At 70.7% G+C, this 22,023-nt stretch carries 19 protein-coding genes; 3 read left to right on the top strand and 16 right to left on the bottom strand.

Annotated features, from left to right (window positions below; genetic code table 11):
* Nucleotides 1–96: 96 nt before the first annotated feature.
* The 14 genes from JYJ93_RS12875 to mraZ are packed head-to-tail and all read right to left on the bottom strand — an operon-like array spanning nucleotide 97 to nucleotide 15,541.
* Nucleotides 97–1,053 (bottom strand): D-alanine--D-alanine ligase, encoded by a 957-nt coding sequence (locus JYJ93_RS12875; RefSeq protein WP_206790390.1) that lies wholly within the window; start codon nucleotides 1,051–1,053, stop codon nucleotides 97–99.
* Complete coding sequence (gene murB, locus JYJ93_RS12870; RefSeq protein WP_206790388.1) at nucleotides 1,050–1,982, bottom strand: UDP-N-acetylmuramate dehydrogenase; 933 nt, start codon at nucleotides 1,980–1,982, stop codon at nucleotides 1,050–1,052. Before murB ends, JYJ93_RS12875 begins: the two co-directional genes overlap by 4 nt.
* Before the next feature lie 3 nt (nucleotides 1,983–1,985).
* The gene (gene murC / locus JYJ93_RS12865; RefSeq protein WP_206790385.1) at nucleotides 1,986–3,410 is read right to left on the bottom strand and encodes a UDP-N-acetylmuramate--L-alanine ligase; all 1,425 of its coding nucleotides are present in this window, start codon (nucleotides 3,408–3,410) and stop codon (nucleotides 1,986–1,988) included.
* Entirely contained in the window at nucleotides 3,407–4,558 is a 1,152-nt protein-coding gene (gene murG, locus JYJ93_RS12860) for an undecaprenyldiphospho-muramoylpentapeptide beta-N-acetylglucosaminyltransferase (protein ID WP_206790383.1), read from the bottom strand. Before murG ends, murC begins: the two co-directional genes overlap by 4 nt.
* Complete coding sequence (gene ftsW / locus JYJ93_RS12855) at nucleotides 4,555–5,718, bottom strand: putative lipid II flippase FtsW (protein WP_206790380.1); 1,164 nt, start codon at nucleotides 5,716–5,718, stop codon at nucleotides 4,555–4,557. Before ftsW ends, murG begins: the two co-directional genes overlap by 4 nt.
* Before the next feature lie 5 nt (nucleotides 5,719–5,723).
* Nucleotides 5,724–7,094: a UDP-N-acetylmuramoyl-L-alanine--D-glutamate ligase gene (murD, locus tag JYJ93_RS12850; protein WP_206790370.1), complete on the bottom strand. Its 1,371-nt coding sequence runs from the start codon at nucleotides 7,092–7,094 to the stop codon at nucleotides 5,724–5,726.
* 32 nt (nucleotides 7,095–7,126) lie between these two features.
* Nucleotides 7,127–8,305 (bottom strand): phospho-N-acetylmuramoyl-pentapeptide-transferase, encoded by a 1,179-nt coding sequence (gene mraY, locus JYJ93_RS12845; RefSeq protein WP_206790368.1) that lies wholly within the window; start codon nucleotides 8,303–8,305, stop codon nucleotides 7,127–7,129.
* Nucleotides 8,305–9,705: a UDP-N-acetylmuramoyl-tripeptide--D-alanyl-D-alanine ligase gene (gene murF / locus JYJ93_RS12840; protein ID WP_206790366.1), complete on the bottom strand. Its 1,401-nt coding sequence runs from the start codon at nucleotides 9,703–9,705 to the stop codon at nucleotides 8,305–8,307. The genes mraY and murF overlap by 1 nt, the downstream gene beginning before the upstream one ends.
* A gap of 25 nt (nucleotides 9,706–9,730) precedes the next feature.
* Complete coding sequence (locus JYJ93_RS12835; RefSeq protein ID WP_206790364.1) at nucleotides 9,731–11,269, bottom strand: UDP-N-acetylmuramoyl-L-alanyl-D-glutamate--2,6-diaminopimelate ligase; 1,539 nt, start codon at nucleotides 11,267–11,269, stop codon at nucleotides 9,731–9,733.
* Between the two features lie 49 nt (nucleotides 11,270–11,318).
* Entirely contained in the window at nucleotides 11,319–13,340 is a 2,022-nt protein-coding gene (locus tag JYJ93_RS12830) for a penicillin-binding protein (RefSeq protein ID WP_206790362.1), read from the bottom strand.
* Nucleotides 13,337–13,729 carry a cell division protein FtsL gene (ftsL, locus tag JYJ93_RS12825; RefSeq protein WP_206790361.1) on the bottom strand — a complete coding sequence of 131 codons (393 nt, stop codon included), beginning with the start codon at nucleotides 13,727–13,729 and terminating at the stop codon, nucleotides 13,337–13,339. The genes JYJ93_RS12830 and ftsL overlap by 4 nt, the downstream gene beginning before the upstream one ends.
* Nucleotides 13,726–14,631 (bottom strand): 16S rRNA (cytosine(1402)-N(4))-methyltransferase RsmH, encoded by a 906-nt coding sequence (rsmH, locus tag JYJ93_RS12820; RefSeq protein ID WP_206790352.1) that lies wholly within the window; start codon nucleotides 14,629–14,631, stop codon nucleotides 13,726–13,728. The genes ftsL and rsmH overlap by 4 nt, the downstream gene beginning before the upstream one ends.
* 23 nt (nucleotides 14,632–14,654) lie before the next feature.
* The gene (locus JYJ93_RS12815) at nucleotides 14,655–15,038 is read right to left on the bottom strand and encodes an STAS domain-containing protein (RefSeq protein WP_014398892.1); all 384 of its coding nucleotides are present in this window, start codon (nucleotides 15,036–15,038) and stop codon (nucleotides 14,655–14,657) included.
* A 50-nt stretch (nucleotides 15,039–15,088) separates the two neighbouring features.
* A complete protein-coding gene (gene mraZ, locus JYJ93_RS12810; RefSeq protein WP_120548791.1) occupies nucleotides 15,089–15,541 on the bottom strand; it encodes a division/cell wall cluster transcriptional repressor MraZ in 453 nt (150 codons plus the stop codon).
* A 238-nt stretch (nucleotides 15,542–15,779) separates the two neighbouring features.
* On the opposite strand from mraZ, the gene JYJ93_RS12805 reads away from it, so the two are divergent.
* The gene (locus JYJ93_RS12805; RefSeq protein WP_206790342.1) at nucleotides 15,780–16,490 is read left to right on the top strand and encodes a PilZ domain-containing protein; all 711 of its coding nucleotides are present in this window, start codon (nucleotides 15,780–15,782) and stop codon (nucleotides 16,488–16,490) included.
* Nucleotides 16,491–16,523: 33 nt separating this feature from the next.
* On the opposite strand, the gene JYJ93_RS12800 is transcribed toward JYJ93_RS12805, so the two are convergent.
* Nucleotides 16,524–18,332: an acyl-CoA dehydrogenase family protein gene (locus JYJ93_RS12800; protein WP_206790326.1), complete on the bottom strand. Its 1,809-nt coding sequence runs from the start codon at nucleotides 18,330–18,332 to the stop codon at nucleotides 16,524–16,526.
* Between the two features lie 181 nt (nucleotides 18,333–18,513).
* Nucleotides 18,514–19,236 (bottom strand): hypothetical protein, encoded by a 723-nt coding sequence (locus JYJ93_RS12795; RefSeq protein WP_330166749.1) that lies wholly within the window; start codon nucleotides 19,234–19,236, stop codon nucleotides 18,514–18,516.
* Between the two features lie 223 nt (nucleotides 19,237–19,459).
* On the opposite strand from JYJ93_RS12795, the gene JYJ93_RS12790 reads away from it, so the two are divergent.
* Together JYJ93_RS12790 and JYJ93_RS12785 are read left to right on the top strand one after the other, a co-directional pair.
* Nucleotides 19,460–21,682 carry a serine/threonine-protein kinase gene (locus tag JYJ93_RS12790; RefSeq protein WP_206790308.1) on the top strand — a complete coding sequence of 741 codons (2,223 nt, stop codon included), beginning with the start codon at nucleotides 19,460–19,462 and terminating at the stop codon, nucleotides 21,680–21,682.
* A gap of 97 nt (nucleotides 21,683–21,779) precedes the next feature.
* Nucleotides 21,780–21,995: a hypothetical protein gene (locus JYJ93_RS12785; protein ID WP_206790306.1), complete on the top strand. Its 216-nt coding sequence runs from the start codon at nucleotides 21,780–21,782 to the stop codon at nucleotides 21,993–21,995.
* Nucleotides 21,996–22,023 lie beyond the last annotated feature (28 nt).

The following is a 22,023-nucleotide window of genomic DNA, read 5'->3' as shown; positions in this document are numbered from 1 at the left end:
CGCCAGTTTTTGGCTACAGGCACGTCGCTGTAGCGGCACGGGGGAACACGCCGGCCTCACAAGAGGCCGGAACTCCAGGAAAGAACGCGCAGCGGCTCAGGCCTTGAGTGAAGCGCCCTGGAGCAGCCGCTCACAGAGCGCCGGGAAGTCGATGCCCCGCCCCGCCGCGATTTTGGGCAGGAGGCTGGAGGCCGTCATTCCGGGCAGCGTGTTGATTTCCAGCAGGAACACGTCGCCACTCTCCGTGACGATGACGTCCGAGCGCGAGCCGCCGGAACACCCCAGCGCCTTGTGGGCGCCCAGGGAGACCTCGTTGACGCGCGCGTACAGGTCCGGAGGCAGCGGCGCGGGGAAGAGATACTGAGTACCGCTGCCGGCCTTGTACTTGGCTTCGTAGTCGTAGAACTCGCGGGCGGCCTTCACTTCGATGACGCCCAGGGCCTCGTTGTCCAGCACGCCGCCCTGCACTTCCCGGCCCTTGATGAACTGCTCCACCAGGAGCGTGCCCGCGTACTTCGCGGCGTCCTGGACGGCGGCGGTGTACTCCTCGCGCGTCTTGCAGATGTGCACGCCCATGCTGCTGCCCTCGCGGCTGGGCTTCACCACCACCGGGAAGGGGAACGGCAGCCGGTCTCTTTCCGCGAGCGCGGCTTCCGCCGAGTCGAAGGCGCGGTAGGGCGGCGTGGGGATGCCGCGCGCGACGAAGATCTCCTTCGCGTACACCTTGTCCATGCCCACGGCGGACGCCATCACGCCGCTGCCGGTGTAGGGGATGAACATGGCCTCCAGGAGGCCCTGGATGCAGCCGTCCTCGCCGAAGCGGCCGTGCAGCGCGAGCCACGCCACGTCCACCTTCTCCGCGATGAGGCGCGCGGGCAGGTCCTTGCCCACGTCGATCTCCACCACGTCGTAGCCCATCCCCTTGAGGGCGCCCGACACCGCGGCGCCCGTGCGCAGCGACACCTCGCGCTCGCTGGAGAGGCCGCCATACAGCACGCCGACGCGCTTGGCCTTCAACTCAGCGGGGGTGAAGCCTCGGGGACCGGTGGTCATGGCAGGAAGACTCCGACGAATTTGACTTCGCGGTGCATGACGACGCCGGAGGCTTCCTTCACCCGCTCTTGCATCAGGGTGATGAGGCCCCGCACGTCGCGAGCGGCCGCGCCGCCCAGGTTGACGATCCAGTTCGCGTGCAGGGTGGACACCTGCGCGCGCCCCAGGGTGTGCCCCTTCAGGCCCACGAGTTCAATGAGCCGCCCGGCGTGGTCGCCCGGCGGGTTGGTGAACACGCTGCCGAAGTTGGGCTGACTCAAGGGCTGCGTGCGCTTGCGGTAGCCCAGGTCCGCGTCCATGGCCGCCTTGCTGGCCACGACATCGCCCTTGGGAAGATGGAAGCGCACGCGGGTGACGATACCTCCGGCGGGCAGCGTGGCGTGACGGTAGGTGTGAGGCACCTGCGCTTTCGTCAGCCACCCCACTCCGTCCGCGGTGGCGACCTCAATCGCCTCCACCACGCGGAAGCATTCGCCGTTCTTGGTGCCGGCGTTCATGGTGACCGCGCCGCCCAGGGTGCCGGGGATGCCCGCGAGGAACTCCGCGCCCACCAGGCCCTGCGCGCGCATCACGTTGACCAGCCGCGCAATGGCCGCGCCCGTGCCCAGCGTCACCCGGCCGTCGTCCGGGCCCACGTCCAGGCCTTCCGGGAACAAATCCGGGGGCAGCTTCACGGTGAGCCCCGGCACGCCGCCGTCGCCCACCAGCGTGTTGGCCCCGCCGCCCAGCACCGTCACGGGGATGCCCTCGTCGCGGGCCAGGCGCAGCAAGTCCACCAGCGCGTCCGGTGAGCGCGGGCGCACCAGCGCCTCCGCCGGTCCGCCCACGCGCACGCTGATGAGCGGCGCCAGGGGCTCGCCCGGCTTGACGTCCAGGCCCGGCAGCCGCGCCACGCGCGCCGCCAGCGGTGTCACCTCGCCCGGCTGCATCCCCTACCCGCCCTTCGCCGCGCCCATCAGGTTCAGCAGGTCCGGGCCCACCTGGGTGATGTCGCCCGCGCCCAGGGTCAGCACCAGGTCGCCCTCGCGCACGCGCTCGTGGAGCGCCTTCGCCACGTCCGCGCGCTTCTCCACGAACGTCACGTCGCGGTGGCCGTGCGCGCGGATGGCCTCCGCCAGCGCGTCGCCGGTGGCGCCGGGGATGGGCTCCTCGCCCGCCGCGTAGACGCTGGTGACGAAGAGCACGTCCGCGTCGTTGAACGCGGTGGCGAACTCCTTCATCAGGTCGTGCGTGCGCGTGTAGCGGTGCGGCTGGAAGGCGGCCACCACCCGGCGGCCGAAGGCGCGGCGCGCGCCGGACAGCGTGGCCATGACCTCCGTGGGGTGGTGCCCGTAGTCGTCCACCACGGTGATGCCGCCCACCTCGCCGCGCACGGTGAAGCGGCGCTGCACGCCGCCGAACTCCGCCAGCGCGCCGCGCACCGTCTCCAGCGGGATGTCCATCTCCTCCGCGATGGCCACCACCGCCAACGCGTTGAAGGCGTTGTGCGCGCCCACCATGCGCACGCGGAACTCGCCCAGGTCCTCGTCGCGGCGGAAGGCGCGGAAGGTGGTGGTGAAGCCGTCCAGCGAGATGCCCTCCAGCCGGTAGTCCGCCATGTGCGAGCTGCCGTAGGTGACGAAGCGCTTCTCGATGCGCGGCAGCAGCGCCTGGACGTTGGGGTTGTCCAGGCACAGCACGTTGAGGCCGTAGAAGGGAACGCGGTTGCAGAACTCCACGAAGGCGGACTGGAGCGTCTCCAGGTCGCCGTAGTGGTCCATGTGCTCCGGGTCGATGTTGGTGACGACCGCGATGGACGGGTGCAGCTTTAGGAAGCTGCCGTCGGACTCGTCGGCCTCCACCACCATCAGCTCGCTCTTGCCCAGCTTGGCGTTGGAGTCGAGCACGTTCACCTTGCCGCCCACCACCGCCGTGGGGTCCAGGCCCGCCGCGGACAGCACCGTGGCCACCATGGACGTCGTCGTCGTCTTGCCGTGGCTGCCGGCGACGGCGACCGCGTACTTCAGGCGCATCAGCTCCGCGAGCATCTCCGCGCGGGGGATGACGGGAATCTTGCGCTGGCGCGCCGTCACCACCTCCGGGTTGTCCTTGCGCACCGCGGAGGAGATGACGACCACGTCCGCGTGCACCAGGTTGGAGGCCTTGTGGCCCTCGTAGAGCGTGGCGCCCAGCTTCGCCAGGCGGCGGGTGATGTCGCTCTCGCGCAGGTCGGAGCCGGACACGCGGTAGCCCAGGTTGAGCAGCACCTCCGCGATGCCGCTCATGCCGATGCCGCCCACGCCCACGAAGTGCACGTGCGCCGCGTGGCGCGTCTTGAAGAGGCTGCCGGGCTTGTTGCTGACGGTCTTGCTGCTCATGCCTTGCTCCCGGGTGCCTTCTTCACGTCCTTCGGTCCGCGGTCGCGCCCGCCCGGGCCCCAGGCCTGGGTCGTGAGGTCCACGCACACGTCCGCCAGCTCCTTCGCGGCGGCGGGGCGGCCGAGGATGCCCGCCTTCTTCGCCATCTGCTTCAGCTTCGCCGGGTCCGTCATCAGGCCGCGCAGCTCTTGCGCCAGCTTCTGCCCGGTGAGCTCCGACTCGCGGAACATCAGGGCCGCGCCCGCGTCCACCAGCGCGCGGGCGTTGACCTCCTGGTGGTTGTCCGTGGCGTGCGGGAAGGGCACCAGGATGCTGGCCTTCTTGCACACCGTCAGCTCCGCCAGCGACGTGGCGCCCGCGCGGCAGATGACCAGGTCCGCCTTCGCGTAGGCGGAGGACATGTCGTCGATGAACTCCACCACCTGCGCCACGTCCGCGAAGCCCTTGTCCGCGTAGCCCTTCTTCACGGTCTCCAGGTCCAGCTTCCCCGTCTGGTGGACGATGGAAATCTGTTCCTTCAGGTCGCCCAGCGAGTCCAGCGCCTCCAGCACGCGGTTGTTGAGGCCTCGCGCGCCCAGGCTGCCGCCGAAGATGAGGACGGTGAACTTCTCGTGCGCGGAGCTGCTGCGCAGGTAGTTGTCCATCAGCTTCTTGCGGATGGGGTTGCCAATCATCTGCACCTTGGCCTCGGGGAAGAACGCGCGCGCTTCCTCGAAGGCGGTGAAGACGACCTTCACGATGCGGCCCAGCACCTTGTTGGTGAGCCCGGGCAGCGCGTTCTGCTCCTGGATGGCGGTGGGGATGCCCATCATCCACGCGGCCAGCACCACCGGCCCGCTCGCATAGCCGCCCACGCCCACCACCACGTCCGGCTTCTGGCGCGACAGGATGCGGAACGACGCGAGGAACGCCAGGGGCAGAGCGAGGAGCCCCTTGATGAGGCCCAAGAGCCCCTTGCCCTTGAGCCCCTGCACCTTCACGAACTCCAGCGGGTAGCCCTCCTTGGGCACGACGCGCGCCTCCAGGCCCTTCTCCGTGCCCACGAACACCACTTCGTTGGCGGGGTGGCGGGTGACGACCTCCTCCGCCAGCGCGATGCCCGGGAACAGATGGCCGCCGGTGCCGCCGCCCGCGATGAGCACCTTCACGCCGTCACCTCCCGCAGGTCCGTCGTGCCCGTGCGCACCGGCCGCGTCGCGCCCTGCGTGTTCGCGCTGAGCGACAGGAGCACGCCCGCCGAGCCCATCAGCACCACCAGCGACGTGCCGCCGTAGGACACGAAAGGCAGCGTCAGGCCCTTCGTGGGCAACAGGCCCATGGCCACGCACATGTTCACCGTGGCCTGGAACGCGATGATGGAGCTGATGCCCAGGCCCAGGTACGTGCCGAAGGTCTCCCCCGCCGCCAGGGCCGCGCGGATGCCGCGCCACAGGACGATGGCGTACAGCACCACCAGGAGCCCCACGCCGATGAGCCCCAGCTCCTCGCCGAGGATGGAGAAGATGAAGTCCGTGTGCGCCTCCGGCAGGAAGAACAGCTTCTGCCGGCCGTCCCCCAGCCCCAGGCCGGTGATGCCGCCCGAGCCGATGGACATCAGCGACTCCGCCACCTGGTAGCCCACGTCGTGCCGGTGGGCCCACGGGTCCAGGAACGCGAGGATGCGCTTCATGCGGTAGGGGCTGGTCGCGATGGCGACGAAGGCCAGCGGCAGCGCGAGCAGCACGGAGCCCACCAGGTACGACAGCTTCGTGCCCGCCGCGAACAGCAGCACGAAGAGCATGAACACCAGCAGCACGCTGCTGCCGAAGTCCGGCTGGAGCATGCACAGCAGCACCAGGATGCCGCACAGGGCCAGGTGCGGCAGGAAGCCGATGGAGAACGTGGCCACCTTCTCCCGCTTCTTCGCCAGCGAATAGGACAGGTAGACGAGCCACGCGAACTTGGCGATCTCCGCCGGCTGGAGGCTGAAGCCCGGCAGGCGGATCCACCGCCGCGCGCCACCCGCCGTGGTGCCGATGCCGGGGATGGCCACGGCGATGAGCAGCACGATGGCGACGAGCAGCAGCGGGTACGCCAGCCGCGCCAGCTTGCGCCACCCCAGCTTCATGGCCACCGCCATGGCGACGAGCCCCAGGCCCGCGGCGGACAGCTGGCGCTTGAGGAAGTAGAGGCTGTCGCCCAGCTTGTCCTGCGCGAGCACGGCGCTGGCCGAGTACGTCATCACCAGGCCCAGCGCCACGAGCGCCAGCACCGCGCAGAGAAGAATCGGATCGAACCGCACGGGGGCGGCCGGAGGAGAGGTCTTCATCACGGTCAGAGCGCCCCGACGAGGCGCTTGAACGTGTCGCCCCGGTCCTCGAAGTTCTTGAACTGGTCGTACGACGCGCACGCCGGGGACAAGAGGACCGTGTCCCCCGCCCTCGCCACCTCGCGCGCCTTCGCCACCGCCTGGGCCAGGGTTGCGCACGCGTGCACCGGCGCGTCGTTCGCGTACGCCCGCGCCAGCGCGTCCGCGTCCTGGCCAATGGTGAGCACGCCCTTCACCTTGCCCTGCCCCGCCTCCACCATGGGCGCGTACGGCGCGCCCTTGCCCTTGCCGCCCGCGATGAGCCAGACGTCACCGGCGAACGCCTTGAGCGCCACCAGCACGGAGTCCACGTTGGTGGCCTTGGAGTCGTTCACCCACTCCACGCCGTCCAGCACGCGCACGCTCTCCAGCCGGTGCGCCAGGCCCGGGTAGCTGTCCAGTCCCGCCTGCACCGCGTCCTTCGCCACGCCGCCCAGCCGCGCCAGCAGCGCCGCCGCCATTGCGTTCTGCGCGTTGTGCGCGCCCCGGAGCGAGCGGTTGGTGAGCGTGTAGGACTCGCCCGCGAACTCCAGCTCGAAGCCGCCGGGCCGGGCAATGGCCAGCCCCGCCAGCTTCGGCGCGTCCACCACCGGGCGGCCCGTCATGGAGAAGCCGTAGACGGGCGCGCGCGCGGAAGCGGCCAGCCCCATCACCGCCGCGTCGTCCGCGTTCACCACGGCGAAGTCGCTGCCGGCGTCCTGGTTCATGAAGATGCGCGCCTTGGCCGCGCCGTACTCGGCGTGGTTGGCGTAGCGGTCCAGGTGGTCCGGCGTGAGGTTGAGGATGGCCGCGCCCGTGGGCTTGAGCTGGTGGATGCCCTCCAGCTGGAAGCTGGACAGCTCCACCACCAGCGCGTCCCACTCCCCGGGGGACATGGCGGCCTCGGCCAGCGGGCGCCCCAGGTTGCCGCCCACGAAGGTGCGCAAGCCCGCCTTCGCGTACAGCTCGCCGGTGAGCGCCGTGGTGGTGCTCTTGCCGTTGGTGCCGGTGATGCCCAGGAAGCGCGTGCCCGTGAGGAGGCGGCCCGCGAGTTCAATCTCGCCCCAGACGGGGACGCCCGACGTGCGCGCGGCCTCCAGCTCCGGCAGGGACAGCGGAACGCCCGGGCTCACCACCACCAGGTCCTGGCGGGTGAGCAGCCCCGGGGGCGTGGCGCCGGTGACGAGCGTCACGCCCTTCGCGTGCAGCTCCTTCGCGACGTCGCCGAGCGCGTCCTCGGAGCGCGCGTCCAGCGCCGTCACCTTCGCGCCGTGCTGGACCAGCAGCCGCAGCGCCGCGACGCCGCTCTTGGCCAGCCCGAACACCGCGACATTCCGACCGGACAGCGAGGGATTCATGGGGCGGGCCGACCTCTTGTGGGGCAAAGCGACTAGCGCAGTTTCAGGGACAGCAGGGCCACGCCACCACAGAGGATGGCGACAATCCAGAAACGCACGATGATCTTCGGCTCGGCCAGTCCCTTGAGCTCGAAGTGGTGGTGCACGGGCGCCATCTTGAAGACGCGCTTGCCCGTCATCTTGAAGGACGCCACCTGGATCATCACGGAGAGCGCCTCCGCGAAGAAGATGCCGTGGATGATGGCGGACACCACTTCGTTCTTGGAGAACACGGCCAGCCCGCCCAGCGCGCCGCCCAGGGCCAGCGAGCCGATGTCGCCCATGAACACGGACGCCGGGTAGGTGTTGAACCAGAGGAAGGAGATGCCCGCGCCCACGATGCTCGCGCAGAAGACGGCCAGCTCCGCGCCGCCCGGCACCTGGAGGATGCCCAGGTAGCGGTACAGCGGCGTGGCCGTGAGGCGCGTGACGCCGTTCACCGTCTCCGTGTCCGCGATGTGCAGCGTGGTGCCCGCCACGTAGCAGAGCACGCAGAAGGTCACCGCCGACACGATGGTGGGGACGATGGCCAGGCCGTCCAGGCCGTCCGTGAGGTTCACCGCGTTGGACGTGCCCACGATGACGATCCACGCGAAGACGACGTAGAACCAGCCCAGGTCCGGGTTGAACCAATGGGACGGCACGAACGGCAGCGTCAGCCGCGTGTCGATGAGCAGCTGCGGCCCGAACGAGCCGTCCGGCTTCGTCCACGTGCACATCAGGCCGAAGATGGCGACGAGGAAGAAGAGCGTCTGCAGCGCCATCTTCTTGCGCCCGGCCAGGCCCTTGGAGTTGCGCTTGGACAGCTTGAGCCAGTCGTCCAGGAAGCCGATGAAGCCGTAGCCGAAGGTGAGGAGGATCATCACCCAGACGCCGCGGGACTTCAGGTCCGCGAACAACAGCGTGCCCGCCGCGATGCAGATGAGGATGAGCGCGCCACCCATGGTGGGCGTGCCCTTCTTCTTCTGGTGGCTGTCCGGGGTGTCCTCGCGCACGTTGCTCTGCCCGTGCTGCTTCAGGCGCAGCCGCGCGATGAGGCGCGGGCCGATGAGCATCCCCAGGAGCAGGGCGAAGACGCCCGCGGCGATGATGCGGAAGGTCGGGTAGCGCAGGAAGTTGAGGACGCGCCCGGCCTCGGTGTTCTGGATGAGCTCGTACAGAAGGTACAGCACTAGTGACTCCCTCCGGGGGGGGACGCGCCCGTCAGGGCCGCCACCACGCGCTCCAGTCGCATGCCGCGACTGGCCTTCACCAGCACCACGTCACCGGGCTGAAGCCGGGGCGTCAACCACGCCACCAATGGCTCCACTTCGGTGAAGTGGGCGGCGGAATCTCCCATGTCCGCGCTGCCCAGGCCGCCCGACGAGCGGGGGCCGAAGAACGCGACCAGCTTCGCGTGCCGCGCGACGAGCTCGCCCAGCCGGGCATGCTCCTCCGCCTCGCCCGCGCCCAATTCCAGCATGTCGCCCAGCACCGCCACCGCCCGGCCACCTTCGGGCACCAGCGTGCCCAGCGTGATGAGCGCGGCCTCCATGGAGGCCGGGTTGGCGTTGTAGCAGTCGTCCACCACCGTGATGCCGTGCTTGCCATCCACGATGTTGAGCCGGCGCGCGTACGGCCGCGCGGACTCCAGGCCCTTCACGCACTCCTCGGGGGAGTAGCCCAGGGCCAGCGCCGTCGCGAACGCCGCCGTCGCGTTCTGCGCGTTGTGCGGCCCCACGAAGTGCAGGCGCACCGGCCAGTCCTTGCCCTGGTAGCGCACGGTGGCCACCATGCCGTCGCGGCCCAGCGTGTGGACCGAGGTGAGGCGCACGTCCGCCCCTTCCGCCCGGCCGAACGTCAGGTGCTTCGCGCCGCTGCGCGCGGCCTGGCGCACGATGAGCGCGTCATCCAGGTTCACGACCGCGGTGGCCTGGGGCAGCAGCTCGCGGAACATCTCGCCTTCCGCCTCCGCCACGCCCTCCAGGCTGCCCAGCCCCTCCAGGTGCTCCGGCTGGACGACGGTGATGACCCCGGCGTCCGGCTGCACCTTGCGGGTGAGCCTTTCAATTTCGCCCGGCTGGTTCATCCCCACTTCGATGACGGCCGCCACGTGGGACGGCTCCAGCCGGAAGAGCGTGAGCGGGACGCCCACCTCGTTGTTGAAGTTGCCCTCCGTCTTCAGCGCGGGGCCGCGCGTGGCCAGGATGGCGCCCACCATCTCCTTGGTGGTCGTCTTCCCGTTGGAGCCCCCCACCGCCGCCACCGGGATGTGGAAGCGGCGGCGGTGCAGCGCGCCCAGGCCGCCCAACGCGGCCAGGGTGTCCTCCACTTCGTACAAGGCGAAGCCCGGGGGCAGGGCTGGCAGCGCCCTCCCCCGCTTCACCACCGCCCCGGCCGCTCCCTGGCGCTGGGCCCCGTCCACGAAGTCGTGGGCGTCGAAGCGCTCACCCTGCAGCGCCACGAAGAGGCACCCGGGGGTGAGCGACCGCGTGTCGGTGCAGACCGCGGGGAAGCCCGCTTCCACGGGCTCCCCGCGCCGGGTCGCACCCGTCGCCTGCACCACCTCGTCATCGGAGAATCGAACGGCCATGGAGGGGGGGTGGCCTTGAGAAGGTTCAGCCCGGGATGCGGTTGGCCAGCGCGCGCGCGGCGACCTCGCGGTCGTCGAACTTGAGCTTCTCGGTGCCCACCGTCTGGTAGGTCTCGTGGCCCTTGCCCGCGATGAGGACGACGTCGTCGTCCTTGGCCAGGTTGATGACCTGCTCGATGGCGGCGCGGCGGTCCGCGTCCACCAGGTAGCCCTTCTCCCCGTTCTTCGCCTTGCCCTCGGAGATGCGGCGCAGGCCGCCCTTCTCCAGGCCCGGCGTCACCTCGGAGATGATGGTCTCCGGGTCCTCCGTGCGCGGGTTGTCGCTGGTCACCATCACCAGGTCCGCGCCCTCGGCGGCCACCGTGCCCATCAGCGGGCGCTTGCCCTTGTCGCGGTCGCCGCCGCAGCCGAAGACGACGATGACGCGGCCCTTGGCCAGCGCGCGCGCCGCCTCGATGGAGCGCTTGAGCGCGTCATCCGTGTGCGCGTAGTCCACCAGCACGGCCGGAGCCGGGCCGCCGCGGTGGTTCTCCGCGCGGTCCATGCGGCCGGCCACGCCCGTGACGAGCTCGATGCCGCTCTTCACGTCCGAGCGGCTGATGCCCGCGCCCAGCGCGATGCCGGCGGCGAGCATGATGTTCTCCAGGTTGTGGGGCCCCAGCAGCTTGCTCTTCACCTTGATGTCGCCCGCGGGCGTCTTCAGGGTGGCCTCGATGCCCTTGAGCGAGTAGCTGGCGTCCGCGGCGGAGATCTCCCCCGCGCCCGTGCGGCTGAACTTCCACGCCATGCGCTTCTGGTTGCGCAGCTCCGTGTAGATGCGGCTGGCGAAGGTGTCGTCGCCATTCACCACGGCGGTGCCGGAGGCGCCCAGGTTCTCCAGGAAGAGCTTGCGCTTCACCTGGAAGTACTCCTCCAGGTCCTTGTGGTAGTCCAGGTGGTCGCGGGACAGGTTGCTGAAGCCCGCGGCCTTGAAGGTGAGCCCGTGCACGCGCTCCTGCGCGAGCGCGTGGCTGGAGACCTCCATCACCACCGTCTCCACGCCCGCGTCCACCATCTCGCGGAAGATGCGGTGCAGCTCCAGCGGGTCCGGGGTGGTGTTGGCCAGCTCCGTCGTCTTGCCGCCGAACTTGTAGCCCAGCGTACCGATGACGCCCGGCGCCGGAGAGCCGGTGTACATGGCGGCGGTCGCGAGGATGGCCTCCAGGAGGTACGTGGTGGTCGTCTTCCCGTTGGTGCCGGTGACGCCCAGGAGCGTCAGCTTGTCCGCGGGACGGCCGTGGAAATTGGCCGCGATGAGGGCCAGCGCCTTGCGCGCGCTGCTCACCTTGAAGAACGGCACCTGCGAAGACTGCCCCTGCTTCTCCGACACGACGGCGACAGCGCCGCGCGACACGGCTTCACCAATGAACTGGGCCCCGTCTTCCTTCAGGCCCGGCACGGCGATGAAGAGATCCCCCGGCTTCACGCGCCGCGAATCCTGCGTCACTCCCGTGACGTCGACCGCGGAACGGCCGCCCGAGGTCTGCTCGGCTCCACACCCTGCGAGGACATCCGTCAGCTTCATCTCTTCCCCTTCACACGCATTGCTTGCGGGGCCTGGAAAGGACACGGCCTCATTGCCGCGTCGCCAGTTCCAGCGTCACCCGGGCCCCCTTCTCCACCAGCGCACCGGCGGGGGGGGTCTGAGATACGACTCGTCCACTTCCTTGCAGCTGTGGCTCCAACGCCGAGGCGAGCAGCTTCACCACGGCTTCGCGTCCCGCCTGACCCTGGACGTCCGGCACACGTACCGTGCCGGGTTCCGGGGTCTCGGTCACCGCATCCTCCAGGCCGGCCCGGACGGGCACGGCCTTCGCCATCGCCTTTGGTGCCGGAGGGGGCACCACGGGCGCGGCGGCCGCGGCCACCTCGGCGGGTGCCACCGTGCGGGACGGGGGCACGGCCAGGTGGGCCATGGCAGCGGTAGCGATTTCCTTGAAGGCAGGGGCAGCCACGTTCCCCCCGTATACGTCTGTCTTGGGTTCGTCCACCACCACGAGAATCACGGCGCGCGGGGCCTCGGCTGGCACCATGCCCGCGAACGACGCGATGCGTTTGTCGGAATACCCCCGTGCCACGGGGTCCGCCTTCTGCGCCGTGCCCGTCTTTCCGGCCACCCGGTAGTCGTCCATGGCGGCCTTGGGCGCGGTCCCTCCCTTGACCACCACGCTCTCGAGCATGCCCACGACCTGGCGCGCCACCCTCTGGGAAACGACCCGGCGCAGCTCCGTGGGCTGGTTCTCCAGCAGCACCACGCCGTCCGGGTCCACCACCTTGGAGACCAGGTACGGGCGCATCAGCATGCCGTCGTTGGCCAGCGCGCCGTAGGCCGCCGTCAGCTGGACGGCGGTGGAGGTCATCCCCTGGCCGAAGGATTGGGTGGCCAGGGAGATGTCCGATTTCGGAAACGGGATGACGCCGCGGCTCTCGCCGGTGAGCGCCAGGCCGGTGCGCTCCGCGAAGCCGAAGGCGTGGTAGGCGGCGACGAACTTCTCGCGGCCCAGGGCCTCGGCGACCTTCGCGGCGCAGATGTTGGAGGACACCTGGAGGATGCCCTGCGCGTTGAGCCAGCCGTGCGGGTGGGTGTCCCGGATGGTGTGCCGGCCGATGCGCATGGCGCCGTTCTCACAGAAGAACAGCTGATCCGCGGTGATGGCCTTCTGCTCCAGCGCGGCGGCCACCACGAAGGCCTTCATCGTGGAGCCGGGCTCGAAGGCGTCCAGCGCGGCGCGGTTGCGGATGGCGTTCTTCACGCCGTCTTCCGGCGTGTTGGGGTTGAAGCGCGGGTTGTTGGCCAGCGCCAGGATCTCCCCGGTGCGCGGGTCCAGCACCACCGCCATGCCCGCCGCCGCCTTGGCGTCGTCCACGGCCTTGGCCAGCGCCTTCTCCGCCACGTACTGGAGGTGGCGGTCCAGCGTGAGCGTCACGGTGGCGCCCTGGCGCTCCAGGGGGTCCAGGGCACCCTGGACCATCAGCTTGCGGCCCTTGGCGTCCCGGAAGCCGGAGGTGCGCGAGTTCTGCCCGGACAGCTCGTCCTCGAAGGCCAGCTCCAGGCCCTCCAGGCCGTGCCCGTCGGTGCCCACCATGCCCACGATGTGCGCGCCCAGCTCGCGCTGGGGATAGAAGCGCTTGGGCTCCTTGGTGAAGCCCAGGCCCGGCAGGCCCAGCGCCTTCACCGCCTCCACCTCCTGGGGCTTCGCCTGGCGCTTCACCCACGCGAAGCGCTTGGCGCGGGACAGGCGCGCGACCAGGTCGCCGCTGTCCATGTGCACGGCGCGGGCGAGCTGACGGGCCGCCTGCGGCACGTCGGGGAGCATGGACGGGTCCACCCAGATGGAGTCCACCTCCACGCTCTGCGCGAGCGGCGTGCCGCGCCGGTCATAGATGTCACCGCGCCGGGCCGGGATGTCGATCTGCCGGACGTACTGGTCCTGCGCCATGCCGCGCAGCTTCTCCTGCTGGAAGACCTGGAGGTAGACCGCGCGGCCGAACGCCGTGCCCAGGAGCGCGAGGAACAGCCCGAACAGGAGCTGGACCCGCAGCCTGAGCCCCTTCGTGTTCGACTCCGGGATCCGCGCGCTCTTGAGGTCCCTCACCGCCCGGTCCCCCGCTCCGCCACGCGGACGGCCGGGGCCGCCGAACGGGCCTGCGCGGTGCTGGAGCCCTTCACGTGCTCGTCCGCGAGGGACACCACCGCGCCGCCCCTGGGCATGGCCATGCCCAACTGCTCACGCGCCACGCGCTCCAGCCGGGCCGGCGCCTTGAGCGTGGCCAGCTCCAGCTTGAGCCGGTCGTTCTCCCGGGTGAGCGAGCGGCTCTCGCCCTCCGCGTTGGACAGGCGGTAGCCCATGTCCACCACGAGCACGCGGCTCGTGACGTGGAGGATGCCCACGCCAGCGAACAGGGTGAAGAGCATGACGGCGGGCAACAGGTGCATCAGCACGCCGGCCACGGACACGGAGGGACGCGAGAGGGCCTTGCTCATCGGATTTTCTCCACCGCGCGCAGGTGCGCGCTGCGAGAGCGGGGGTTGGCCTCGACTTCCGCTTCGGAAGCCGCGACGGCCTTCTTGGACACGAGGGCGAAGTCACCCTGGCTGTTGCACACGCACACCGGGAAGCCCGGCGGACAGGTGCACCCGCCCACCAGGGCGCGGAAGGCTTCCTTCACCTTCCGGTCCTCCAGGGAGTGGAAGGAGATGACCGCGGCGCGGCCCCCCACCTTGAGGAGCGAGGGCAGCGCGGCGAGCAGCGCGTCCAGCGCCTCCAGCTCCCCGTTCACCGCCATGCGCAGCGCCTGGAAGGTGCGGGTGGCGACGTTGATGCGGTCCGGCCACGCCTTGCGGGGCACGGCGCGCTTCACCACCTCCACGGCCTCCAGCGTGCGCTGGGGCAGCGCCTTCTTCAGCTCCCGCGCGATGGGGCGGGCGAAGGGCTCTTCTCCATAATCCTTGAGCAGCCGCGCCAGGTCGCGCTCGTCCGTCTCCGCGATGAGCTGGGCGGCGGTGATGCCGCTGTCGCCCATGCGCATGTCCAGCGGGCCGTCCTTCATGAAGGAGAAGCCGCGCTCGGCCACATCCAGCTGGGGCGAGGACACGCCCAGGTCCACCAGCACGCCGTCCACGGGGAGCAGATCCTGCGCCACGCGGGGCAGGTCCGCGAAGTTGCCCTGCCGGGCCTGGAAGCGCGCGTTGCCGCCCATGCGGGCGGTGGCCGCGGCGAGCGCCACCGGGTCCCGGTCCACGCCCACCACCGTGGCGCCCCGGGCGAGCAGCGCCTGGGTGTGGCCTCCGCCGCCGAGCGTGCCGTCGAGGATGACCTTGCCCTCCGCCGGGTTCAGCAGCTCCACCGTCTCGTGGAGCAGGACGGTCTGGTGCTGGAAGTCCACGGGAGGGGGCCTTGGGGTGCGGGTCAGACGAAGGGAGCGCGCGCGAGCTGGAAGGCGGCCCGGGCATCGTTCATGTGCGGGTACAGCTCGAAGGCGTCATGGGCGCCGGCCGCGCGGAAGATGGCGGCCAGGTACGGCGACAGCCCGGACAGCTTCACGTCGCCACCGGCGCGGCGGAACGCGTCCGTGCGGGCCATCAGCGGGCGCACGCCGCGGTAGTTCAGGTGCGACACGTCCGCGAAGTCGAGGACGACCTGACGGGTGCCCCGGTGCAGCCGGTGCATCAGGTCCTCGCACAGCTTGAGCAGGTCCGCCTCCTCCAGCTCGCCCTCCAGCATCAACGTCTCCACGCGCTCGGACGCCGCCACCACCGCCCTGTTCCGACGAACCTCCTGCACCTGGTCCATGCGCCTGCCCACCCTTCTCTTTGCGAAACCTGAAGCTGTCGACTTCCTGGCTACGGCTGGCGCAGCTCGCCCAGCACCCGCAACACGTCCGGGGAGGTGGCTTCCTGGCGCGCGTCCTCCTGCGCCTTCGCCCAGCCTTCCTGGCTCCAAAGCTCAATCACCTTCACCATCCCCGCCCACACCACGTCCTTCTCCAGCTTCGCGTACGCCCTGAGCGACGGCGGAATCAGCAACCGTCCCAGCTTGTCCAGCGGGCACTCCTGCGCGCTGGCCACGTACAGCCGCATCAACGTCTTGACCCCCGGCTCCATGGGGTTGCGCCGGGCGAGCGCGGTCTCCAACGCCTCCCACTCCCGCACCGGGTAGGCGTGGAGGCAGGGGTCCAGGGCCGTGGTGACGATGAGCCGCTCGTCGTAGGCACCCACCAGCGTCTCCCGGAGCTTCGCCGGGAGGCTGGTGCGCCCCTTCGCGTCGATCTGGTGCTCATAGACGCCTCGGAACACGCGGGACGATCCACCTTTTCAGCCCGACACGGGACGGACCACCACTCCTTCCCACTTCTTACCCCTCTGCGGCGGGCATACATACGCGCCCCCCCCAGGGGGGTCAAGAAAGCGCGCAACAGGCTGGAACACGGCGCGCCCGGCGCCGGACATCCGCCAGGGCACACGCCGCGCGGCCTACCTTGGGGGGTGGGGTAAACTTGAGTTCTTTCGCTCCCAGGCTGAGACTGACGGGCACGTGAACACGAACGTTCGACTGAAGGTGGCCTACAAGACGCCACAGTCGCTGGTCGGCGAGTACACCCGCAGCGTGGGTCAGGGCGGCGTCACCCTGGAGACGCGCAGGGCCCTGCCGCTGGGCACCCGCTTCACCTTCGAGCTGCACGCGGGCGGCATGCCGCGGCCGGTGGAGGTGCTGGGCGAGGTCGTCAAGGTGGAGCCGCGCCCCGGCGAGCGCTTCATGCTCACCGTGCGCTACGACGGCGCGGAGGATCGCAGCGCGCTGGACGCGGTGCTCCAGTTCATCTTCGCCCAGGAGGAGCAGAACGGCCTGCGCCGCTTCCCGCGCCTGCCGCTGCACCTGCGCGCGCGCGAGGCCGACCCCCGGGCGCCGTTCTTCTACGTGCGCGACATCTCCCGGGGCGGCGTGGGCCTGGAGGTGGACGCCCCCGCCCTGCCCCGCGAGGTGCAGGTGGGCACGCCCTTCTTCATGGAGATGGACATGACGGAGGGGCCGCTCCTGCTCCACGGCGAGGTGGCGTGGACGTCGTCCGTGCCGCGCAAGGGCGTGGCGCAGGCGGTGACGCCGGGCTTCGGCGCGACGTTCGGCCGGCTGCGGCCGGACATGCTCCAGCGGCTGGAGGACCTGATGGCGCTGGAGCACCTGCCGCCCGCGCCCTGGCGGGCCCGGGTCAGCTTCGGCCTGGATGCCGTGTCGCGGATGCCCTGACGTTTCCGTCCAGGGCACCCGCGCTCGAGGCCGTTACAGCGGGTTGTACGGGTAGCCGCCGGCCTCTTCCAGGCCCGTGACGATGGTCTCGCGCAGCTCCGCCGGGTCGTACGGCGTGAAGGCGTCCAGCGCGGACAGGCGCTTCAACTCCAGCGTGAGCGCGTCCCCCTTGAGGGTGGCGCAGAGCGCGCGGCGGGTGCGCTCGAAGACGCGGGCGGTGGACTCCATCGCGTACAGCCGCACCAGCGCCACGCGCGCCGGGTCCAGCACGCCGCCGGTGGCGGCCTGACGGGTGCGCGTCACCATGGAGTCCAGCGCGTACGCGTCCATCACCACGTCCGCCAGCGCGGCCATGACCTCCTGGTGCTTGTCCAGCTCCGTGCCGAAGCTCTCCGCGGCCAGGCGCATGCCGTGGATGGCCAAGTGCTTGGCGCACTCCGCGGCGATCTCCTCGTGGGCCAGCGCGTCCTGGCGGCCCGCGCGGGGACGCTCGCCGCGGCCCAGCTCCTCCGCCACGGAGCGCGCCTGCGCGAACAGCGGCAGGTCGCCCTTCACGGCGCGCTTGAGCAGCATGCCGGTGATCAGCATGCGGTTGATTTCGTTGGTGCCCTCGAAGATGCGGTTGATGCGCGCGTCGCGGTAGGCGCGCTCCACCGGGTACTCCTCGATGTAGCCGGCGCCGCCGTGCACCTGCACCGCGTCGTCCACCAAGAAGCCGAGGGCCTCCGAGCCGAAGACCTTCATGATGGAGGCCTCGGTGGCGAACTCCTCCATCGCGGCGATGACGTGCGCGTCGTAGTCCGCGTCCGAGCGCTCCTTGGACGCAAGCCGCCCGTCCACCAGGCCCGCCGTGCGGTACGTCATGCTCTCCACCGCGTAGACGAGCGTGGCCATGCGCGCGAGCTTCTCGCGGATGAGCGGGAACGTGGCGATGGGCGCCTTGAACTGCTTGCGCTCCTGCGCGAACTTCAGCGCGCTCTGCAGTTGGAGCTTCATGCTCCCGATGACGCCCGCGCCCAGCTTCAGGCGGCCGTAGTTGAGGATGTTGAAGGCGATGCGGTGGCCCTTGCCCAGCTCGCCCAGCAGGTTCTCCACGGGAACCTGCGCGTCCTCGAAGTAGAGCGGGCACGTGGACGAGCCGCGGATGCCCATCTTGTGCTCCTCCGGGCCCACGGTGAGGCCCGGGGTGTCCTTCTCCACGATGAAGCCGGTGAACTTGTCGCCGTCCACCTGCGCGAAGACGACGAACACGTCCGCGAAGGCCGCGTTGGTGATGTAGAGCTTGGAGCCGTTGAGGACGTAGTGCTTGCCGTCCTGGGACTTCACCGCCTTCGTCTTCGCCCCGCGCGCGTCGCTGCCGCTGCCCTGCTCCGTCAGCGCGTACGCCGCCACCCACTCGCCCGTGGCCAGCTTGGGCAGGTACTTCGCCTTCTGCGCCTCGTTGCCGAACCACACGATGGGCAGCGACCCGATGCCGGTGTGCGCGCTGGACGTCACCGACCAGGAGCCCAAGAGGCTCATGGCCTCCGCGAGCAGGAGCGACGTCGTCTTGTCCAGGCCCGTGCCGCCGTAGGTCTCCGCGATGTCCACGCTCAAGAGGCCCAGGTCGCCCGCGCGGCGCAGGAGGTCGCGCAGGAGCGCGTTGTCCTTGCCCTCGATGCGCGTGGCCTGGGGCAGCACCTGCTCCCGGCAGAACTGGAGCGCCGTCTTGAAGAAGAGCCGCTGCTCCTCGGAGAACCCCTCCGGCGTGAGGATGCGGGTGGAGCCCACCTCCTGGAAGAGGAAGGTGCCCCCGGCGAGAACATCCTGGGGACGGGAAGCGGGCTCGGTTGCGGCGACCATCGACGACCTCCGGGGAGGGAGCATTGCCCTCCGAAGCCTTCAGGTAAAAGGCGCGCGGCACATTAGGGCGCGCGAACCTCTGGGGGTAGTAGCGGCGCGCCCCCACCGCCTCAATGCGACGTGGGACTGCACCCGGGGTGCGTGCACGCCCGCCGGGCAGGAGACTTCCTGGCCCCTGGACCTACGGTGCCCCCGCGTCCGATGCGGACCGCGGCGTGGGGTACACGAGGCAGAGCGTGTCGAAGAGCCCCTCCTCCGGCGCGACGTACGTGCCGCCGAGCGCCCGCGCCACCTGCACCACCTCCGTGCCGAACGAGGGCACGAGGCACAGGTCGTCCGACGTGGTGAAGCGCGTCTTCAGCCGCGCCAGCTCCCGCCGCAGCGTCGCGATGTCCTGGCGCCCGCCGCGCACCGGAACGGACGGGCCATTGCGGTCCGGCCCCGGCAGCTTGCCCACGCTGGTGCTCAGCTCGAAGCCGTCCGCGCGCTGGATGATGCGCAGCTTGCCGGGCGCCACCTCGTCCAGCCACGTCCGGAAGCCCTGCTCGTCACGCAGCACCAACGGGTAGGCCACCGGCGCGTCCGGGTGCTGGAGCCACACCTCCGCCGCCCGCGCGCGCAAGACGGTCAGCGCGTCCGACACCTGCGCGAGGAACGTGTCCGCGTCCTCCACGGCGACGAGCACGTCCCTGCCCCGCACCCGCTCCGCGAGCCTGGCCGCGTCCGGGGCCCGGGCCGGGGTGAAGGTCTCCGTGCCCAGGCGCACCTGTTCTCCCGACAGCTCCAGCCGGAGGACGTCCTCCGGAAGCGGCTCACCCCAGGCGGGCGCGGACACGGGCTCGAGGGTCGCGTCCGCCCAGTTGCCCGCGTCCCTGGGAGCGGTGGCGGGAGCGCCACGCTCCACGCTCAGTGCTGGCTCCGGAGGGACCGCGCGTGCCGGTTCACCGGGCGGAGACTCCCGACAGCCACCCCATGTGAGGCCGCACCACACCAGGAGGAAGAATGCAGGGTTACGGGAACGGGCTGGCGAGCGTAGCGGAATATTCCACCCGGAGCGTCTGAATGGCCTCATGATAGCTTCTCGCGGTTTTTGCGAAGGACTCCCCTCCATCGGAGCCGATTCGAACGTGCCGCCGCCCTCCGCCGGCTTCCAGTTCGGCAAGTACAAGCTGCTCGAGCGCATCGCGACGGGCGGCATGGCGGAGATCTACCGCGCCCGGATGACGGCGGTGGCGGGCGTGACGAAGCCGGTGGTCATCAAGAAGATCCTCCCGGGCTACGCGGACGACAGCGCGTTCGTGTCCATGTTCATCAACGAGGCGCGCATCGCGCTGGGGCTGTCGCACGGCAACATCGCGCAGATCTTCGACTTCGGCGAGGTGGAGGGCGAGTACTTCCTCGCGATGGAGTGGGTGGACGGCCATCCGCTCTCGCACGTGATGCGCCGGGCGCGGGAGAAGGGGCTGCCCGCGCTGCCGCCGCCCTTGGCGGTGCTGGTGGCCATCGACATGCTGCGGGGGCTGGCGTACGCGCACACGCGGCTGGATGACAACGGCCGCCCGCTGCACATCGTCCACCGGGACGTGAGCCCGCAGAACGTGCTCCTCTCCTTCGAGGGGCAGGTGAAGCTGGTGGACTTCGGCATCGCGCGTGCGCGGCTCGCCGGACGCTCCGACACCAAGGTGGATCCCGCGAAGGGCAAGTACGTCTACTTCGCGCCGGAGCAGGCGCGCGGCGAGGCGCTGGACGCGCGCACGGACGTGTTCGCCGCGGGCACGGTCCTCTACGAGATGCTCTGCGGGCGGCGCCCCTTCGAGGGCTCGCTCCAGGACGTGCTGCGCAAGATCTCCCAGGGCGACTTCCCCCGCCCGCGCGAGTGGACGCCGAACATCCCGGCCGCGCTGGAGCGCATCCTGCTCACCGCGATGGCCACGAGCCCGGAGCAGCGCTACCCCACGGCGCAGGCCTTCGCGGAGGCGCTGGCGCGCCAGCTCCACGTGACCGCGCCGGACGTGTCCGCCAGCGACCTGGGCCACTTCATGGGCTACCTCTATGAGCCGGAGCTCGTGGAGTCCGGCCGCCCGGTGCAGCTGCCGCGCGAGTTCGTCGCGCGCGTGGGCCGCTGGAGCGGCGTCGCTGAACCGCCCCCCATCGCCACGCCGCCGGAGGTGCCCCGCCACGCCTCCGAGCCCCGGGGTGAGCCCGGCGAGCCCCGAGGTGATTTGACGACCCAGCCCCTGCCCCCGCAGGCGATGCCTCCGGAGCCGCCGCCCGCGTGGCACCGCTCCCTGCGCGGCTGGGCGGTGCGCGGCGCGCCGGTGGTGGTGGCGGCGCTCGTGGCCACGTGGCTGGTCCTGGTCATGGGCGGCTCCAACACGTTCGCGGTGGAGCTCAGCTCCTCGCCTCCGGGCGCCACCATCCGCGTGAACGGCCGGACGCTGGCGGAGACGACGCCCACGCTCATCACCCAGCTGCCGTCGGACCGCGACCACGTGCTGGAGGTGCTGCTGCCGGGCATGGTGCCCTTCAGCCAGCGCGTGCACGCCGAGCGCGGCACCACGCTGGCGGTCCACGCGCGGCTCGCGCCGAAGCAAGCCGTCGCGGCTCGCGCCCTGCCCCGCCCGGGTCCGGACAGCGCGCCCGCGTCCATCGCCCGCTATTCCTCCGGAGGCCCGTTCGCGCTCAGCGCGGTCTCCCATGCGCTGCGCGTGCCCTCGTCCCAGGCGGCGCGCATGCGGTTGGATCCCTCCCGCACCTACGGCCTGCGCGTGGAGGGCCGCGTGTCGGTGGGCGGACCGCTGCCGGTGGCCCAGGCCGTGTACTTCCTGGAGGGCGGCACGGCGCTGGCCGCGCGCGACAGCTTCGGCCTGGTGGGCGCGGACGAGGTGCTGGTGCGCGACGCCTCCGTCCTCTACGTGTTCCTCTGGGACGACCGCCCGGACGACAACCGCGGCGCGCTCCAGGTGCACGTGCGCGAACAGGCGAGCGGCGCCATCACCACCTTGCTCCTGGACGCGCGCCGGCACGCCGTGTCGCTGTCCCCCCACGACGGCTTCACGCTCCGGGAGCTGGATCCGTCCACCACGTACCGCGTCGTGGTGCGTTCGGCCGGGGAGCCGGCGCGCACGCGCGGCTTCGGCGGCGGCGAGGTGAACGGCGTGCTCGCGCTGCACGGCGCGGGGCCCTCTCCGGCCGTGGCCCCGGGCACGCTGGAGGTCCTGGAGGTCAACCAGCCCACGGTGATGCGCGGCGCGAGCTGGCTGCGGCTCGCGTTCCCGGATGACGACGTCCACGACAACTCCGGCGGCCTCACCCTGGAGGTGACGCCGGTGGCGCCGCTGCACCAGTAGCGCGCGCGACGGGCCGCTACAGGACACCGCCAGCCTGTAGCCGAAAAATTGATCATCCGGGCGCCGCCCCTACCCTGGGCCGCCACGGAGGACGCTCATGAAGAAGCTCTTGGCGGTGCTGGCCCTGGGGATCGTGGTGATGGCGACGGTGGGACTTTCCACCCGCGTGGACGCACGGCCCGGAAGCACGGCGGACGAGGGGCCGACCGACGCCCAAATCGACGCGGTCCTGGACTCGCAGGCGCACGAGGTCATGGCCAAGCTGTTGGAAGCGCAGCGCAGTGCCAACCGGATGACAATGCTTCCCCGGTAATCTCGTGGCATCCGGCGAGGCACGGTGC

Origin of the sequence: Corallococcus sp. NCSPR001 (assembly GCF_017309135.1) — a bacterium.
Lineage (GTDB): Bacteria > Myxococcota > Myxococcia > Myxococcales > Myxococcaceae > Corallococcus.
This window is presented reverse-complemented; position numbering and strand designations above follow the sequence as displayed.